The sequence below is a fragment of the Flavobacterium macacae genome (assembly GCF_003865365.1).
GTDB lineage: Bacteria > Bacteroidota > Bacteroidia > Flavobacteriales > Flavobacteriaceae > Flavobacterium > Flavobacterium macacae.
Genome location: NZ_RQVR01000014.1, coordinates 48297 through 63339, shown reverse-complemented (window position 1 = coordinate 63339; position 15043 = coordinate 48297). Strand labels below are relative to the sequence as shown.

General features: G+C 35.7%; 18 protein-coding genes. 4 read left to right on the top strand and 14 right to left on the bottom strand.

Annotated features, from left to right (window positions below):
• Positions 1 to 100 precede the first annotated feature (100 nt).
• From EG849_RS12250 to EG849_RS12225, 6 genes are all read right to left on the bottom strand, one after another.
• Positions 101 to 664 (bottom strand): Crp/Fnr family transcriptional regulator, encoded by a 564-nt coding sequence (locus EG849_RS12250; RefSeq protein WP_125013373.1) that lies wholly within the window; start codon positions 662 to 664, stop codon positions 101 to 103.
• Between the two features lie 45 nt (positions 665 to 709).
• Positions 710 to 1129: a hypothetical protein gene (locus EG849_RS12245; RefSeq protein ID WP_199732296.1), complete on the bottom strand. Its 420-nt coding sequence runs from the start codon at positions 1127 to 1129 to the stop codon at positions 710 to 712.
• A 290-nt stretch (positions 1130 to 1419) separates the two neighbouring features.
• A complete protein-coding gene (nadD, locus tag EG849_RS12240) occupies positions 1420 to 2001 on the bottom strand; it encodes a nicotinate (nicotinamide) nucleotide adenylyltransferase (protein ID WP_125013371.1) in 582 nt (193 codons plus the stop codon).
• A gap of 76 nt (positions 2002 to 2077) precedes the next feature.
• The gene (gmk, locus tag EG849_RS12235; RefSeq protein ID WP_125013370.1) at positions 2078 to 2653 is read right to left on the bottom strand and encodes a guanylate kinase; all 576 of its coding nucleotides are present in this window, start codon (positions 2651 to 2653) and stop codon (positions 2078 to 2080) included.
• 85 nt (positions 2654 to 2738) lie between these two features.
• Positions 2739 to 3596 carry a YicC/YloC family endoribonuclease gene (locus tag EG849_RS12230; RefSeq protein ID WP_125013369.1) on the bottom strand — a complete coding sequence of 286 codons (858 nt, stop codon included), beginning with the start codon at positions 3594 to 3596 and terminating at the stop codon, positions 2739 to 2741.
• 146 nt (positions 3597 to 3742) lie between these two features.
• Positions 3743 to 4096 carry an arsenate reductase family protein gene (locus EG849_RS12225; protein ID WP_125013368.1) on the bottom strand — a complete coding sequence of 118 codons (354 nt, stop codon included), beginning with the start codon at positions 4094 to 4096 and terminating at the stop codon, positions 3743 to 3745.
• Between the two features lie 85 nt (positions 4097 to 4181).
• Between EG849_RS12225 and EG849_RS12220 the strand changes: the two genes are divergently transcribed.
• Positions 4182 to 4940: a hypothetical protein gene (locus EG849_RS12220; RefSeq protein WP_125013367.1), complete on the top strand. Its 759-nt coding sequence runs from the start codon at positions 4182 to 4184 to the stop codon at positions 4938 to 4940.
• 23 nt (positions 4941 to 4963) lie between these two features.
• Here the strand turns inward: EG849_RS12220 and recO are convergent, their stop codons facing one another.
• The 3 genes from recO to gdhA all read right to left on the bottom strand — a co-directional run bounded on the left by recO (position 4964) and on the right by gdhA (position 9456).
• On the bottom strand, positions 4964 to 5677 hold the full coding sequence (recO, locus tag EG849_RS12215) for a DNA repair protein RecO (RefSeq protein ID WP_125013366.1): 714 nt from the start codon (positions 5675 to 5677) through the stop codon (positions 4964 to 4966).
• Positions 5677 to 7962: a type IX secretion system anionic LPS delivery protein PorZ gene (gene porZ / locus EG849_RS12210; RefSeq protein WP_125013365.1), complete on the bottom strand. Its 2286-nt coding sequence runs from the start codon at positions 7960 to 7962 to the stop codon at positions 5677 to 5679. Before porZ ends, recO begins: the two co-directional genes overlap by 1 nt.
• Before the next feature lie 150 nt (positions 7963 to 8112).
• Positions 8113 to 9456 (bottom strand): NADP-specific glutamate dehydrogenase, encoded by a 1344-nt coding sequence (gene gdhA / locus EG849_RS12205; protein WP_125013364.1) that lies wholly within the window; start codon positions 9454 to 9456, stop codon positions 8113 to 8115.
• A gap of 222 nt (positions 9457 to 9678) precedes the next feature.
• On the opposite strand from gdhA, the gene EG849_RS12200 reads away from it, so the two are divergent.
• Positions 9679 to 10458 carry a THC0290_0291 family protein gene (locus EG849_RS12200; RefSeq protein ID WP_125013363.1) on the top strand — a complete coding sequence of 260 codons (780 nt, stop codon included), beginning with the start codon at positions 9679 to 9681 and terminating at the stop codon, positions 10456 to 10458.
• A 63-nt stretch (positions 10459 to 10521) separates the two neighbouring features.
• Here EG849_RS12200 and EG849_RS12195 read toward each other — a convergent pair whose 3' ends face one another.
• Positions 10522 to 11667 carry a cystathionine gamma-synthase gene (locus EG849_RS12195; RefSeq protein ID WP_125013362.1) on the bottom strand — a complete coding sequence of 382 codons (1146 nt, stop codon included), beginning with the start codon at positions 11665 to 11667 and terminating at the stop codon, positions 10522 to 10524.
• A gap of 93 nt (positions 11668 to 11760) precedes the next feature.
• Between EG849_RS12195 and EG849_RS12190 the strand changes: the two genes are divergently transcribed.
• Positions 11761 to 12534, top strand: a complete 774-nt coding sequence (locus EG849_RS12190; protein WP_125013361.1) for a DUF3298 and DUF4163 domain-containing protein — start codon at positions 11761 to 11763, stop codon at positions 12532 to 12534.
• Here EG849_RS12190 and EG849_RS12185 read toward each other — a convergent pair whose 3' ends face one another.
• The 4 genes from EG849_RS12185 to EG849_RS12170 form a co-directional block, all read right to left on the bottom strand.
• The gene (locus EG849_RS12185) at positions 12535 to 12933 is read right to left on the bottom strand and encodes a hypothetical protein (protein ID WP_125013360.1); all 399 of its coding nucleotides are present in this window, start codon (positions 12931 to 12933) and stop codon (positions 12535 to 12537) included. It lies immediately after the preceding gene.
• A 12-nt stretch (positions 12934 to 12945) separates the two neighbouring features.
• A complete protein-coding gene (locus EG849_RS12180) occupies positions 12946 to 13401 on the bottom strand; it encodes a DinB family protein (protein ID WP_125013359.1) in 456 nt (151 codons plus the stop codon).
• A 22-nt stretch (positions 13402 to 13423) separates the two neighbouring features.
• Complete coding sequence (locus EG849_RS12175; protein WP_233581797.1) at positions 13424 to 13888, bottom strand: GNAT family N-acetyltransferase; 465 nt, start codon at positions 13886 to 13888, stop codon at positions 13424 to 13426.
• A 69-nt stretch (positions 13889 to 13957) separates the two neighbouring features.
• Complete coding sequence (locus EG849_RS12170) at positions 13958 to 14416, bottom strand: GNAT family N-acetyltransferase (RefSeq protein WP_125013358.1); 459 nt, start codon at positions 14414 to 14416, stop codon at positions 13958 to 13960.
• Positions 14417 to 14545: 129 nt separating this feature from the next.
• Here EG849_RS12170 and EG849_RS12165 point away from each other — a divergent pair, with 129 nt between their 5' ends.
• Positions 14546 to 14947, top strand: a complete 402-nt coding sequence (locus EG849_RS12165; RefSeq protein WP_125013357.1) for a response regulator — start codon at positions 14546 to 14548, stop codon at positions 14945 to 14947.
• Positions 14948 to 15043 lie beyond the last annotated feature (96 nt).

The window sequence follows — 15043 nt, the reverse complement described above, 5'->3', positions numbered from 1 at the left end:
AAATTATGAGTTTGAAATTAAGGGTACAAAGTTCGGCAAGAAGAAGTTTCCAGGCGAGGAGGAAAGTCACTATTTTGATGTGACGAAAATCACTTTTTTGTCATGAACCAAATCGGCTCAAGGTTTCACGCGAAACGCCAAGGTAGGAAGCAATTAATTTTTTAGGTACTTTCTGGAATAAAATCGGATTCAGTTCTAATAATTGCAGGTAGCGTTCCTGCGGATTATTGTTCAGCATCGACAAAATTCTCTGCTGTAAGGCGACATAGCCGGCGTTTGATTTCCTGCGGAAGAAGTGCTCAATTTTGTGCATTTCAGAACATAATTTTTCACGATGGTATAAAGAGAGGCAAAGCACTTCGGTGTCTTCAATGCAATCTACGTTTAAAGTCGCTTTAGCTTGGTTGAAATAGGCATTAAAATCACAAATCCACCAATCTTGAAGTCCAAATTGCAGAATGTGTTCTTTGCCGTCATTGCTGACATGATAGGCTTTTACGCAACCTTCAAGCACAAAAAAATCATTTGGAACTTCGTTGCCTTCTTGAATTAAAAACTGATGCTTCTTGAATTTTTTCGGCTTAAAATGAGACAGGATGTAGTCAAACTCACCATCAGAAAGCGGTGTAATTTTTTCGATTTGCTGTCTCAGTAAGTGACTCATTTTTGGGAGGTAGTTTATTTTGAGTAAAAGTACTATTTCAATTTACTAATAACAATATTTTGCTCGAAGTTGCCTAGCTTCTTCGTCAGAAGAATAGCCGTGAATCAAAAGTCCTTCAGTGCATTCAAGTTTTTTTTCCATGATTAATTTTAAGATGAAGTTTCTGAATTCTTGCGATTTTCTATGTTTTTCGGGAATCAAATTGATTAAATTTCTGGTGTAATTGATTTTTTCTTTTGCAATTATGGAAACTATAATTTCATAGAAATCATCAATATGTTCTTGTGATAGAAGAAGAAATTGAATTTTAATAGGTTCATTTTCAGATTCAAATGATATCCGGTTTGAAATTCCTTGATAGAAAGAGGGGCCTGATTTTGTGTTATTTGTCCGCTGTCCCTTATAATTTAAAATTTCAATCTTGAGAGCGCTAATTGTTGAAAGCTCGAAAATTCGGTTGTTCATTTTTATATTTTCTGAGTCAAGTTGAAAGTGACCGTCAAAAGTTCCGTTTAAGTTTTCATATTCAAACATTCGCAAAAAACCTCGTAGAAAAATTGCGATGAATACTAGAGTAATAATTGTTGTAGATAGAAAATTGATTAGTTCTGGGCTAGAAAATTTATGGAAAATAAATAATATAATGAAACATAAAAAAATCAATCCAAATGAAGAATAAGTGATTTTTTCAGATAATACCAAATCCGAAGTTTTTCTTTCAAAAGGAATAAAAATTCGAGTTTCAAAAATCATAGTTACTTCTTGTAGAATAAGTTGTGGTCAATGTAATCCCAAACTTTTTCAGGAAGTAACGGCTTAACATTTTTGCCTAACTTAATGCTTTCGCGGATTTTTGTAGAAGAAATTTCCACGATTGGCGCATCTATGATATGAATCTTCGGGTGATTTTCAAACTCAGGGCTGATAACTTCTGACGAAATTCTTGGATACACATAAATTTCGTGGTTTTGAAGAATCACTTCGTAGTTTTTCCACTTATGAAATGAATTTAGGTTGTCTTCGCCCATAATTAATGAAAAGTCATAATCTCGGTGTTTTTCTTGCAAATAAGCCAGCGTATTTACCGTATAATTCGGCTGTGGTAATTTGAATTCAATGTCAGAAGGTTTTAATTTTGGATAGTCTTCCGTCGCTAAAAAAACCATCTGAAGGCGATGGTGGTCTTCCAACAAGGTGCTTTTTTTCTTCAACGGATTGTGTGGCGTAACGATCATCCAAATTTGGTCTAAATCTGAAAACTCCGCGATATGGTTGGCGATAATCAAATGCCCAACGTGAATGGGATTAAAAGTTCCGAAATATAAGCCTATTTTCATTCACTAAAGGTTTAAGGTTTGAGGCTTAAGGCTTAAGGTTTCTCTCGAAATGTTAAACTTTAAACTTTAAACTTTTTTAAATCATTTTCAGGTATCCGTGAACCAATTTGTACGCGTCATTTTTGGCAATTTCCAAGTCGTAGTTTTTTAAAACCACGTCAAATTTAGGCGATTTTGCAATTTCAATTTCGGCTTTGGCCAAACGCATTGCAATTTTTTCATCAGTTTCAGTCTGGCGGTAACGCAATCTTCTTTCTAATTCTTCCACAGACGGCGGACTCACGAAAATCGCCAAAGTTTCTTTTGGAAATTGTTCCTTGATTTTTAAGCCTCCGATGACGTCAATGTCAAAAATTACGTGTTTTCCTAAAGCCCAAATTCTTTCGAGTTCGCTTTTTAGGGTTCCGTAAAAATTGTCTTTGTATACTTCTTCATATTCCACAAAAGCATTTTCGTCGATTTTCTTTTGGAACTCTTCCATCGTCAAGAAATAATAATCTTTTCCGTCAATTTCTTCCCCGCGTTTTTCGCGTGAAGTAGCTGAAATTGAAAAGTCTAAATGCAATTCTTTCTGTTCTAAAAGATACCTTACGATGGTAGTTTTTCCGGAACCAGATGGTGCTGAAAATACTATTAATTTTCCGTTATTCATTATGTTTTGCTTTAAGCAATTGGCTTTACGCTTCTGCTAAGTGGGTTTTTGGTGTTTTGCTTACGGTTTTTACGGCCTAAATTTTTTAAAGAACGTTTAAAACTTGCTCTTTTATTTTTTCCAATTCGTCTTTCATCTGAACGACCAATTTTTGCATCTGTGCGTGGTTTGATTTCGATCCCATGGTGTTGATTTCACGCCCGATTTCTTGCGTGATAAAACCTAACTTTCTTCCGTTAGCTTCTGTTCCGGCAAGGGTTTCGATGAAATAGTTCAGGTGGTTTTCTAAACGTACTTTTTCTTCGGTGATGTCGTATTTTTCAAGATAGAAAATCAATTCTTGTTCAAAACGATTTTCGTCAACATTCACGTTCAATTCTTCGATAGCTGTTTTTAAACGTGTTTTTACCGTTTCAATTCTTTCGCTGTCTAAAGCCACGGTATCATTCATCAAAGACAAGATGTTTGCGATTCTCAAAAGAAACTCTCTTTCTAAAGAAGCGCCTTCTGAAACTCTAAAACTTTGGATATTTTTCAACCCTTCTTCAATGACACCTTGGATGACTTTCCATTCGTTTTCATCGATTTCTTCGCGTTCGGTTTTCATTGCATCTGGCATTCTTACTGCCATTTTCAACAATTCAGTTTCATCGCCGTCCACCACTTTTTTAAGCTGGTTGATGTAACCTCTCACGATCGGCACGTTTATTTTTGACGTAGTTTCTTCGCCAGTAATTTCTATGAATAAAGAAAAGTCAACTTTTCCTCTTTCTAATTTTTGAGCAATTTGATTTCTTAATCCCAGTTCCATTTCACGATAAACATAAGGCGTTCTTACGTTTAAATCCAGTCCTTTGCTGTTTAGGGATTTTATTTCAACCGTAATTTTTTTGGTTGGCAATTGCAAAGATGCTTTGCCGAAACCAGTCATTGATTGTATCATATTCAAATTTATAATAGCTACAAATGTAGTAAAAAGTATCGAGTTGGGTTTAAGATTACAGACCTAAAGCTTCGGGAAAAGATTTCAGATATTTTGTGGCTGAAACCAACGATTTTCTGCCTACTGAAAACGGAACACTTAATTTACTATTTCAAAACTAATGAAACCGCATGAATATTTTGTTGGCTGTTACCGATGTAAATTTTTTCATCGATGATAAAAACCGGACGGCTTAAAAAAGTGTAATGTTCTAAAAGGTATTTCTTGAAATCTTCTTCCTGCAAGTTTTTGTCTTTCAAGCCAAGTGATTTGTAAAGTTGTGCTTTTTTGCTGAAAAGCGCTTCGTAGCTTCCAGCAAGCTGGTGCATTTCTTCTAATTGTTCAGGCGTAATTGGGTTTTGACGAATGTCGTGAAACTCTAATTTGTCCATATTTGGAAGCGATTTGATGATTTTTCGGCACGTATCGCAAGAAGCTAAGTAGTATATTTTGTTTTTCATTTTCGTAAAGTTAAAAAGTACTACAAAGGAAATTCATTTATTGTGGAAAATATGTATTTTTAGCAAAATAATTAATTTTAAAAGAATGAAAAGTACTTTTTTGAAGCTGTCTTTTTTTGTATTGGCTCTAGTTGTTTTTGGTTGTGGAGAAAGCGGCGAAGAGTTGACTTTGAGATTAAAGTTCGTGCCAGGTGAAGTGGACCGTGTTTTTGCTGCAACAGTTATAACTGGTGTGTTGGAAAGTCAACACATTACAGAAATGACTTTTACAATGGACGAGGTAAAAAGGGCTAAAAATGTGATTGACGTAAAAGTGGTGCGAATCAGTTCTCATTCAGACAGTTCTGGAAAAAATGAAAGTTATGATTCTAAAAGAAATTTAAAAGACATGACTGAAAGTGAAAAATCAGTTCATGCTGGTTTACAAGACGTACTTAACAAATCTTTTTTGATTTCAATTGATGATAAAGGAAATGTGGTAGAAGGTTTTAAAAGTAAGGAAACAAATCTTCCGTCAAAAGAAATTATTGATATTACAAATATTTATATTCCGTTTCCAGATGAGCCTGTTCGAATTGGTTCAGAATGGAAAAAAGAAAAAGTAAACTCTTTAACGAAAGGAAAAATGTTGTATACTTATAAAGTTGTTAATATTACGGAAACCGAAATTGGTATTTCAATTGTCTCTGAATTCGGAGGTATTGGAGGCGAAATAGCAAAAAACACAGTAAAAGGAAAATGTTATTTGGATAAAAAAACGTGCAAATTAAAGAGAGGAGATTATATAATGAATCTGCAGTCAGGAGATGGAAAAGTAGGATTTAAATTGGCAATGCAGAAATAATTTGATAGGAGATAAAAAAAAGATTAAGAAAAAACTTCTTTTAAAACTTCCAATGATTTTGGTCTTCGAAATCCATCTAAGTGGAAAGCATAATAATCTAAAATAATTTTCAATAAAATCGATCTTTCTATTCCGGCAAAAACTTTTTGGTCACTGTCAAATTTTAACGAAAGTAATTTTTTGAACAAATTGGTTTCATGTTCCGAAAGACAAGAAAGCGATTGAAAAGGCGTGAAAATTCCCTCGGTCATTTCAAAGAATTTCAAATCATTGTCAGAACTGTCAGGATAAAATCCTAAAAACTTGGTGGTTTCAATCAGCAAGATCAAATGAAAATTAGAAATGGTCTCGTGATTATCAAGCCACAAAAAAGCGGTTTCTAAAAAATGAAAAAGGTCTTCGTTTTTTTCTTCTTCGTGAATGCTATGATGTAAAACTTCAGATAAAAAAATGACAATTGTGCTTTTAAAAATGTCAGTATTGATGGTTTGGTAAGCCGTTGAAAGTTTTACTTCCTTGAAATTTTCGAGCGTTCCTTTGTTTTTGTGGACTGCTTCAATTTCTAATATATTCAAAGGTTGAAAATAGGCTATTTTCTGCTTGTTGTTTTTACCTGAAAAAGCGTTGTGGACGAAATAAGATTTCAAGCCGTCTGTTTCAGTGAAGCACTTGACGATAAGGCTTTTCTCTTGGTATTTCAACGAAGAAATGACGATAGCTTTGGTTTTGACTTGCATTACCTTATGATCATTACTTTTTTAACTTTGGTTTCCAATCCGTCTTTGGAAGCGATGAAAATCATATAAACACCCGAAGCTACGCGGTATTTTCCAAAAGCTTTGGTGTCCCATTCGATAGTTCCGCCTTCAGACGTGGTTTCATAAACCAAATTCCCTTCGATATCAGTAATTTTCACATTAGCATCATCAATTAATCCCGCAATTTTAACGGTTCCGGTAAATTCTGGACGAACCGGATTTGGATAGACATATACGTTTGATAAATCGCCAGAAGCACCCGTTGAAGTTCCTTTAAAAGAAACCAATCCTGCGTCTGTGGCAAAAAATACTTCGCCAGTATTGGAATTTATTTCAATGTCATTAATTGAATTACTTGGCAACGGCGAGTTTTCTCTGGTAAAATGATAAAGCGTTTGTTGACCGTTTGAGGAAAGTAAAAAAGCACCAGAGCTTCCGGTTGCAATCCATTTGTTGTTGGCGCCATCAACCGCAATGTCAAGAATGGTTTGTTCGTATAAAAGCTCTTGAGGCAAGCCGTCTTCCATAATAATGATAGAATTGGTTTCTAAGTCATCTTCGCCTAAAAAACGATCCACGCCGGGTAAAATACGAAGTCCGCCTAAAGTACCGATCCAAAGGCGATTATTGTTGTCAATGGCAACGGTCCTTACATTGTTCAAAAACGGATTTCCTGCGTCGTCGCTTGAGGAAGCTTTTTTAAATTTTGGAGTTGTATTTTCATTAAAGCCCATTAATCCATTTTCAGAAGCGAACCACTTTGTGCTATTTTTGTCAATGACAAGGTTGGCGTAATTTTGATCTGTGGTTTGGACAGATTCAGCAATTGAAAAAGATTGCCACGAACCATCTGCCTTGCGAACTTTCATGGCGTTGTCAACTAAAGAATTTGTAAACCACAGATTTCCGGTTCTGTCAAATGCAAGTCCATTGTTTCGGACTGATTTAAAACTTGGAGCCTCAGTTAGAAAAACAGATTCAGGACCATTTGGCGTGGTGTGATCATATTTTGCAATGGCTATATCATCCTGAAATTCTAAAATCCCCGTGTGATTCGATCCAAAAAAGACATTTTTTTCGTCATTTGGATTTAGGGCAATTCGAGTAAGTGATTGTGATTCAAGGGTTTCTTCATAAGGAATATTTAACCATCCGGTATCTGAAAGCTTACTGATGCCAAAATTGCTGTAATCAGGAACATAAAAAATGTTATAGCTACCATAAACAGCCCATAGTTTATTGGTTGGCGTGGATTTAAGAGAAAAAATATTATTTCTTGAAGGACCGTCAGGCTTTAAAACCTCAAATGTAGATGGATTTGATAAAGACGCTGTAATTACTCCATTTTCTTTAGTTCCAATAAAAATTGCATTTCCAATAACCGTTGCGCAATTAAAATTTACAACCATATCAGGAATATTAGTGCTGATAATATGTGAGGTTTGTATTAAATTTTGGTCAAAAGTATAAACGTGATTGTTGGTTGTTATTGAAAGTGTGTTTTGAAAAGTTCTGATGTCAAGACCTGTTTGCGGAAGATTTAAAACTAGTGAAAATCCCGAACCATTGTGTCTTGAAACAGAATTACTTGAATTTAAAACAACTAATTGATTGTTGTGATTCACTATTCCTTTCCAGCTTCCTGGGTCAAATGTAGACCATTGCGCAAAGTCATTTAAATTTGGATTCATCAAATCAGCACTTCGTATTCCTCCTAAATCTGTTGCTGCATAAATTGAATTGTTTAAAACTGCCGATTGATATACGATTAATTCTTGACCGGCATTGCCAAGCAGATAAGTGTCGCCAAAAAGTTGGGTTTCTAAATTGAATTGAACCAATCCAAAATCGGTGGAAATGTACAATTTGTTTTCATATTCCAGAAAATGATTGATTTTCTTCTTGGTAGGCGTGATTCCATTTTGATCTCTGATTCCGGGAACGATTTTTATAGCACCGTCGCTTCCGTTTACAATTAACATCAATCCGTTGGCGTGGCCAATGTACGTTTTATTGAAGTTTGTGCTGTAATAAATAGACGTAATATCTTGACCAGAAAGCCCATCGATTGTGGTTGTAGTCTTTAATTCATTGATGTTCAAGTTTTTTGAAAACAATGCTTTTTGGGTTGAAGCAATGATTCTTGTTGGTGATTCCGTCAAGTCATTCACTTCGTTGTAAGAAAAATAACCTTTCCACAACTGATTGTTTTGGGCAAAAGCCATTTGTGAAATCAAAAGTAAAAAGAAGAAATATTTTCTCATTGTGGGGTTTAAATAGAGTGCAAATATAATACAAACGAAATTATTTCTTTTTTCATATAAATACCCTTTTTGAAATCATGATTTCTGGATTTTATTCAAAAAAAAAATGCCCTCTATTGGAGAGCATTTTAATTTTATATAAATTGAAAATTATACGATTCCTTGTGCTAACATCGCATCAGCCACTTTCACGAAACCTGCAATATTTGCTCCTTTTACATAGTCAACATAACCAGTTCCGTCAGAGCCATATTCTACGCAAGAAGCGTGGATGTCAAGCATGATTCTTTTTAGCCTTTCGTCAACTTCTTCAGAACCCCAGCTCAATCGCAAAGAGTTTTGAGACATTTCAAGACCAGAAGTTGCAACGCCACCCGCATTGGAAGCTTTTCCTGGAGCAAACAAGATTTTTGCCTCTAAGAAAACAGTAACTGCTTCTGGAGTTGAAGGCATATTTGCGCCTTCGGCAACGCAAATGCAACCGTTTTTAAGTAAAGTCTGGGCGTCATCTTCGTCCAACTCGTTTTGGGTTGCGCAAGGCAAAGCCACGTCACATGTCACTTCCCAAGGGCGTTTTCCGGCCACATATTTAGCATTTGGATATTTAGTCAAATAATCGCTGATTCTTCCGTAGTTTACATTTTTTATTTCCATAATGTAAGCCAGTTTTTCAGCATCAATACCTGCTTCGTCATAAATGTAGCCAGTTGAATCCGAAAAAGTAACAACTTTTCCGCCCAATTGGGTGGCTTTTTCTGCCGCATATTGTGCCACATTTCCAGAACCAGAAACGACAACTGTTTTTCCAGCAAAGCTTTCCCCTTTTGTTTCTAACATGCTTTGTGCAAAATAGACATCGCCATAACCAGTCGCTTCAGGACGGATTAGCGAACCTCCGAAAGAAATTCCTTTTCCTGTTAAAACGCCTGTAAATTCGTTTCTTAGTCTTTTGTATTGACCAAACATGTAGCCCACTTCACGACCTCCAACACCGATATCTCCGGCTGGAATGTCAGTGTTATCACCAATGTGTTTTGATAGTTCAGTCATGAAAGCTTGACAGAATTTCATGATCTCATTGTCAGATTTCCCTTTTGGATCAAAATCAGCACCCCCTTTTCCGCCACCCATGGGCAACGTAGTCAAGCTGTTTTTGAAAGTCTGCTCAAAAGCAAGGAATTTCAAGATGCTCAGGTTTACAGACGGATGGAAACGAATGCCACCTTTATAAGGTCCGATTGCGGAATTCATTTGGATTCTATAACCCCTGTTCACCTGCGTGTTTCCAGCGTCATCAACCCAAGCTACCCTGAACATGATCACACGTTCTGCTTCCACCATTCTCTCCAAAAGCATCTTGTTTTGGTATTTTTTATTTTCTTCGATAAAAGGAATTACGGTTTCTGCAACTTCTTTTACAGCCTGCATGAATTCAGGCTCATTAGGATTTCTCTTTGCCACTGCTTCAACAAAAGAGTGAATGCTTTCTGTCATGATTATTAAGTTATTAACGTTTGGAAAACGTTTTCGTTTGAGGATGTAAAGATACAAGTTATAGCAATAATTGAATATTTTTTTTATTTTTTCAATAGATTTTTTCTGTTAATTAAAAGTTTTTAGGATATTTTTAAAACCAAAAAAGTATTTTTTTTATTTTTTTTTATAAGTGGTTTATGTTTTTATATATTTGTCGTTAAATTCTTTTAAACAAGACAGATGCCCAAAATCTATCTCTTATTAACAGCCTTGTTTTTTGGCGGCCTACATTCTTCCACAGCACAATTTGGACTTTCTCATGAAATCGGAGTAATTGCAGGGCCTGTTGCTTTTCAATCAGATTATGGGGAACGGTATGATTTGAATACCAATTCGGGAAATACTGGACTTGGAATCGGAATCGTACATTATTTGAATTTTGCTATTGATCTAGAATGTAATTGCCTTAGGTCGTATTCTTATTTTAATGATCATTTTAAAGTAAGGTCAGAGCTCTCTTATAATAAAACAGAGCTGAAACATTTTGGCGAATGGGTTGCTCCTGAAAAAAAATCGGTTGCAGCACAGCAATTGCGGGACATGAGAGGAAGCACGGCGGTAACAAATATCGGGATGCAGTTGGAATATTTCCCTTTAAGTATTAGAGATTTTATTGCTACAAATGGTTCGTGGGCTCCTTTTGTGAGTTTAGGTGCGCAATACAGCCACTACAGTCCCGAAGCCTATTCTGTAACCGGACCTTTGACCGTTTTGAACACGCCCGTAAAATATAGAGATGCTTTTACTAACGACGACGGAAACACTTGGTCTGTTGTGTCAAGCGTTGGAACACGATATAAGCTAAACGAAGTTTCTGATTTAATGGTTGATTTAAGATTTCAATATTATTTCTCCAACTGGGTGGACGGTTTAAGTCCTGATCCAGATAGATATCCTGAAAATAAAGCCAATGACTGGTTGGTTTGGTTAAACTTTGGATACATTTATTATTTGAATTAATCGTTTTTAGACATAAAAAAAGTCCCGATTCTTTTCGGGACTTTTTGCTTTTATAACATTTTCTTATTTCAACGCTTGTTCTAGATCCGCAAGCAGGTCTTCAATATCTTCAATTCCTACGCTCAAACGAACCAAGTCATCAGAAATACCGATTTCTTTACGCTTGTCTTCCGGGATCGAAGCGTGTGTCATCAATGCCGGGTGATTTGCCAATGATTCCACACCGCCCAGAGATTCTGCCAACGTGAAAACTTCTAATTTTTCTAGGAAAGAAATAGCGTCTTCCTTTTTGCCAGATTCAAAAGTGAACGAAACCATGCCTCCGAAACCGTTTTTCATCTGCTTTTTAGCAATTTCGTGAAACGGATGCGATGCTAATCCTGGATAAAAAACCGTTTTTACTTTTGGATGATTGTTCAAGAATTCAGATACTTTTACACCGTTTTCACAATGTCTTTGTACTCTCAAGCTCAATGTTTTGATTCCTCTCAAAACCAAGAAGGAATCTTGCGGTCCAAGAGTTGCGCCTGTTGCAAATTGTTGAAAATGCAACTGTTCGCCTAATTTTTCATCCTTCGTAATCAAAGCTCCAGCGATAACATCAGAATGGCCTCCAAGATATTTAGTGGCCGAATGCATTACGATATCCGCGCCAAGATCCAAAGGTTTTTGAAGGTACGGCGTTGCAAAAGTATTGTCAACTGCAAAAAGCAAGTTTTTTTCTTTCGTTATTTTTGCAATAGCTTCAATGTCAGCCAATTTCATTAACGGGTTTGTTGGCGTCTCCACCCAAACCAATTTGGTGTTTTCATTGATCAAAGACTTAAATTTCTCTAAATCGTTCATGTCGACAAAGTGGAACTTGATGCCTGAATCTTTGTAGATTCTGGTAAACATTCTATACGTTCCTCCATATAAATCATCCATTGCAATGATTTCATCGCCTGCTTTAAAGGATCTCAAAACGCAGTCAGTGGCTGCCAATCCAGAAGAAAAAGCCAAACCGCGCGTTCCGTTTTCAATGCTCGCCAAAGCATTTTCTAAAGCCGTACGGGTTGGGTTTGCAGCTCTGCTGTATTCATATTCGCCAACAGGAACTCCAGGACTGGTCTGTAAAAAAGTCGAAGTTTGATAAACAGGAGGCATTACAGCGCCTGTGGAAGGGTCGTGGTGCTGTCCTCCGTGAATTACTTTGGTGTTAAATTTCATATAAATGATTCTTTAAGTATCAATATTAGGACAAATTTACCTTTTAATTTCCATCCCAAAAGGGTATCTTTATAAATAATTAACAACAAAGCCATGAAAACAGTCCTACTATCAATAGCCATTGCAGTTACGTTTGCAAGTTGCCAAAAAGATAAAAAACAAAATTCAGAAACCGCCACTCTTGAATTCCAAACCAAAACATACGAAAAGAAAACCGCGCTTCCGTGCAAGACAGCTGTTTGTGCTGAAGTGAAAATCGTGGTTCCCGAAGTTTCAAATGTTGCGGTAGTTGCTGACAGTATCAATAAAAAAATATTTAATACGGTTCGCGGCATTGTTTATTTTGGAGAAAAACCTTCAGATGGAAAAACGTACGAAGAAGTGATGGCAGCCTTCATCGATTCTTATGATAAATTGAAAGAAGAATATGCAGACGAAAGACCAGGTTGGGAAGCGAAAGTAGAAGCTAGCGTGGCGTATACTTCTGATAAAATCTTAAATATAAAATTACACAATTATACATTTACCGGAGGCGCTCACGGGTATGACGGAAACCGTTCGCTGATTTTTGACAAAGCAACCGGGAAATCGTTAGAAAAAAACGACATCTTAAAAGACACTATTGCTTTTAAAGTTTTAGCTGAAAAGAAATTCCGTGAGAAGTTTAAAATTCCGGCAACAAAACCAATCAATTCAACCGGAATGATGTTTATGAAAGAAGTTTTTGAATTGCCTCAGACTTATTTTTATACCGACAAAGGCTTGCTTTTGTATTACAATATTTATGAAATTGCCGCGTATGTGGAAGGTCCAAAAGAAGTTTTGATTCCGTATAGTGAAGCGGATACGTTTTTGAAGATTAAATAATCAAAGGTTTTTATCAAGAGCGTAGACTAGATTCCACTTGCCGTCGACTAATTCAAATTGATATTCTGTGTAAAATCCAGAATCTGAAATGTAGCACTTTTGAATAAATGTTGAATCTCTTTTAATAGCGCTTGTTTTAAATTCTGTTGTGTCAATAGCAGTAATTTTAGTAATTAGCGGGTCCCAATTTTTAGCTGTCCATTCTTCTTTTTTGAAGCCGTCTATTTTTTTTCCTTTTAAAGGGAATTTAATTCTTGAGAGTTGAAAAACACTGTCACTATGAAACTTATTATAAAACACATCAAAATCTTCTAAAGACTCTGATGTGTTTTTTTCTGTAATTGGGTTGCAATTAATTACAAAGAGCGATAAAAATATAGAGAATACGCGTTTAAGCATTATAATTTTAAATCAAACAAATTTTCGAATACTCATAATCATTCCCAGATGCACGGCTTCGTGAAAATTATTAAACGAAATTGCTTCTTCAATACTGGTTAGCGTAAAGCCTAAATCATTGGTAAATTCACGATAGGTTTTAAAAATGGAACTTTCAAAATCATCTTTTGTCTGTTCAATGGTTTTAAAAAGCAATCCTTTTATTTCCTCCACTTCATACGTCGTGACATCGGTTTCTGGCTTGGTCCCGCGGGCATATTTTGCAATCAATTCTGAAGAAATCATCGGTTGCAATCCAGAAAGTTTGTACGCCAAAAGTTGCTGTACCACCACGATATGTCCGATGTTCCAAATGATATTGTTGTTAAAGCCTGTTGGAACTTTGTTTAACTGTTCCAAAGAATAATTTTGTAAAAAAGTCAAAAGCACTTTTCTGTTTTGGTACGTAATGTCAAAAGCTTGTTTCATGTTTTTTGTTTTTATAAAAAATTTAAATTTCAGAAACCCATTTTTTCATGCACATGGAACTTTCCACATCTTTATATGGCCCATAATTTTGAATGGAAGAATAACCTGCTTTCTGGTATAATTTTATAGCGTTTGGTATTTCTCCGTTTGTTTCTAAGATGCAGAAATCAAAATTGCATTCTTCTGCCCAATATTCTAGGCTTTTCAAGATTTTTCTGCCAAGGCCCTGTCCTCTGAATTCTTCCAGCACAAACATTCTTTTGATTTCGGCTTCTTTTTCAGAAAAAGGCTTAAATGCGCCACAGCCAATCGGTTTTCCGTCAGAATAAGCCACAATCACGTGGCTTAAAGCGTCGAGCGTATTATGTTTTGAAAAAAAAGCATCGTGCTTTCCGTTAATTTCTTTGAGATAATGGTCTAAATGGGTGACCAATTCTTGAAAATCAGCATTGGTAGAATCCGTTTTAGTAAGAGTAATTTTTGGCATGAAATAGAATATTGTGTTGTTCTTCAATATTATGAAAAAATTGAATGCAATTCCAGTTCAATTTGCAGTTTATTTGATTTTAACTAAATCAACATCGGCTTCCAATCGATATAAATCAAATCCATCTGCCCAATAATCTTTTACAATTTCTTTTAGTTCCAATCCAAATTTGGCATAAAAAGGATAAGCCAATTGTGACGTTCGTACCGAAATGGTTTCAATGCTTTTTATTTCTTTCATGCGCTCGATTCGGTAATTTGTCAAAGCCGTTCCGAGTCTTTTTCCTTGGCTTGTTGGGTGAAAAATATCCCAAGAAATTCTGCCTGTTTTTAAGTCTTCAGATAAATTAAAACCACCGCAACCCAAGATTTCATGGTCAACTAAAAGCACAAAATACTGCTCGATTTCATTTTCTAAATAGTCAATCAAGTCATTTTCTTCACTCGCTGAAAAATAATCAGGAGTGTTTAAACGAAGTAATTCGAGTAGGCAAGGGGTGTCTGATGTTTGAAAAGGTCTGATTTGCATCTTAATCCAAATTGATATTATAATATAATTAAAACCAAACTCTTGAAATAAATCATTCAACTAAAAACGCAAATTATATAATAAACGGCAAGTATTCCCGCTGTACTTTTGCGCAACTTAAATTTTGCAATGAAAAAAGACGGCCCGATCCTTATAATTGACGATGATGCAGACGACAGGGAATTCTTTAAAGAAGCGCTTTCAAGTCTGGTCACCAATGAAATTGTGCTTTTAAAAGACAGTACTTTGGTTGTGGATTATTTGTGTCAAGAAGATTGCCATCCGTTTTTGATTATTTCTGATATTAACATGCCCAAAATGAACGGTTTTGAATTGCGCGATGCGATGTTGCAAGAAACTAAAATCACTGAAAAGAAAATTCCGTTTCTATATTTTACGGGCGCTTGGAACGAATTTACGTCTGAAGAAGCTTTTAAAAGACCCATCAACGGTTTTTTTCATAAGCCCAATTCGATAGAAACCTTAAGAGAGGTTTTAGAGGATTTAATTAATTATTGGAAAGGGAGATAAATTTGGATAATCGTTAAAAATCGTCTGCTATTTTTTGGTATTTGTCAAATCTGCCAAAAACGCATAATCATAACTCATAACTCACCACAATTTCTT

Excerpts from the sequence above, each read along its gene's own strand:
- gdhA (WP_125013364.1), bottom strand. The coding sequence starts at position 9,456 with ATGACAGAAAGCATTCACTCTTTTGTTGAAGCAGTGGCAAAGAGAAAT.
- EG849_RS12250 (WP_125013373.1), bottom strand. The coding sequence starts at position 664 with ATGAGTCACTTACTGAGACAGCAAATCGAAAAAATTACACCGCTTTCT.
- EG849_RS12170 (WP_125013358.1), bottom strand. The coding sequence starts at position 14,416 with ATGCAAATCAGACCTTTTCAAACATCAGACACCCCTTGCCTACTCGAA.
- gmk (WP_125013370.1), bottom strand. The coding sequence starts at position 2,653 with ATGAATAACGGAAAATTAATAGTATTTTCAGCACCATCTGGTTCCGGA.
- EG849_RS12230 (WP_125013369.1), bottom strand. The coding sequence starts at position 3,596 with ATGATACAATCAATGACTGGTTTCGGCAAAGCATCTTTGCAATTGCCA.
- EG849_RS12165 (WP_125013357.1), top strand. The coding sequence starts at position 14,546 with ATGAAAAAAGACGGCCCGATCCTTATAATTGACGATGATGCAGACGAC.
- EG849_RS12175 (WP_233581797.1), bottom strand. The coding sequence starts at position 13,888 with ATGCCAAAAATTACTCTTACTAAAACGGATTCTACCAATGCTGATTTT.
- EG849_RS12220 (WP_125013367.1), top strand. The coding sequence starts at position 4,182 with ATGAAAAGTACTTTTTTGAAGCTGTCTTTTTTTGTATTGGCTCTAGTT.
- EG849_RS12180 (WP_125013359.1), bottom strand. The coding sequence starts at position 13,401 with ATGAAACAAGCTTTTGACATTACGTACCAAAACAGAAAAGTGCTTTTG.
- nadD (WP_125013371.1), bottom strand. The coding sequence starts at position 2,001 with ATGAAAATAGGCTTATATTTCGGAACTTTTAATCCCATTCACGTTGGG.
- EG849_RS12195 (WP_125013362.1), bottom strand. The coding sequence starts at position 11,667 with ATGAAATTTAACACCAAAGTAATTCACGGAGGACAGCACCACGACCCT.
- porZ (WP_125013365.1), bottom strand. The coding sequence starts at position 7,962 with ATGAGAAAATATTTCTTCTTTTTACTTTTGATTTCACAAATGGCTTTT.
- recO (WP_125013366.1), bottom strand. The coding sequence starts at position 5,677 with ATGCAAGTCAAAACCAAAGCTATCGTCATTTCTTCGTTGAAATACCAA.
- EG849_RS12185 (WP_125013360.1), bottom strand. The coding sequence starts at position 12,933 with ATGCTTAAACGCGTATTCTCTATATTTTTATCGCTCTTTGTAATTAAT.
- EG849_RS12190 (WP_125013361.1), top strand. The coding sequence starts at position 11,761 with ATGAAAACAGTCCTACTATCAATAGCCATTGCAGTTACGTTTGCAAGT.
- EG849_RS12225 (WP_125013368.1), bottom strand. The coding sequence starts at position 4,096 with ATGAAAAACAAAATATACTACTTAGCTTCTTGCGATACGTGCCGAAAA.
- EG849_RS12245 (WP_199732296.1), bottom strand. The coding sequence starts at position 1,129 with ATGAACAACCGAATTTTCGAGCTTTCAACAATTAGCGCTCTCAAGATT.
- EG849_RS12200 (WP_125013363.1), top strand. The coding sequence starts at position 9,679 with ATGCCCAAAATCTATCTCTTATTAACAGCCTTGTTTTTTGGCGGCCTA.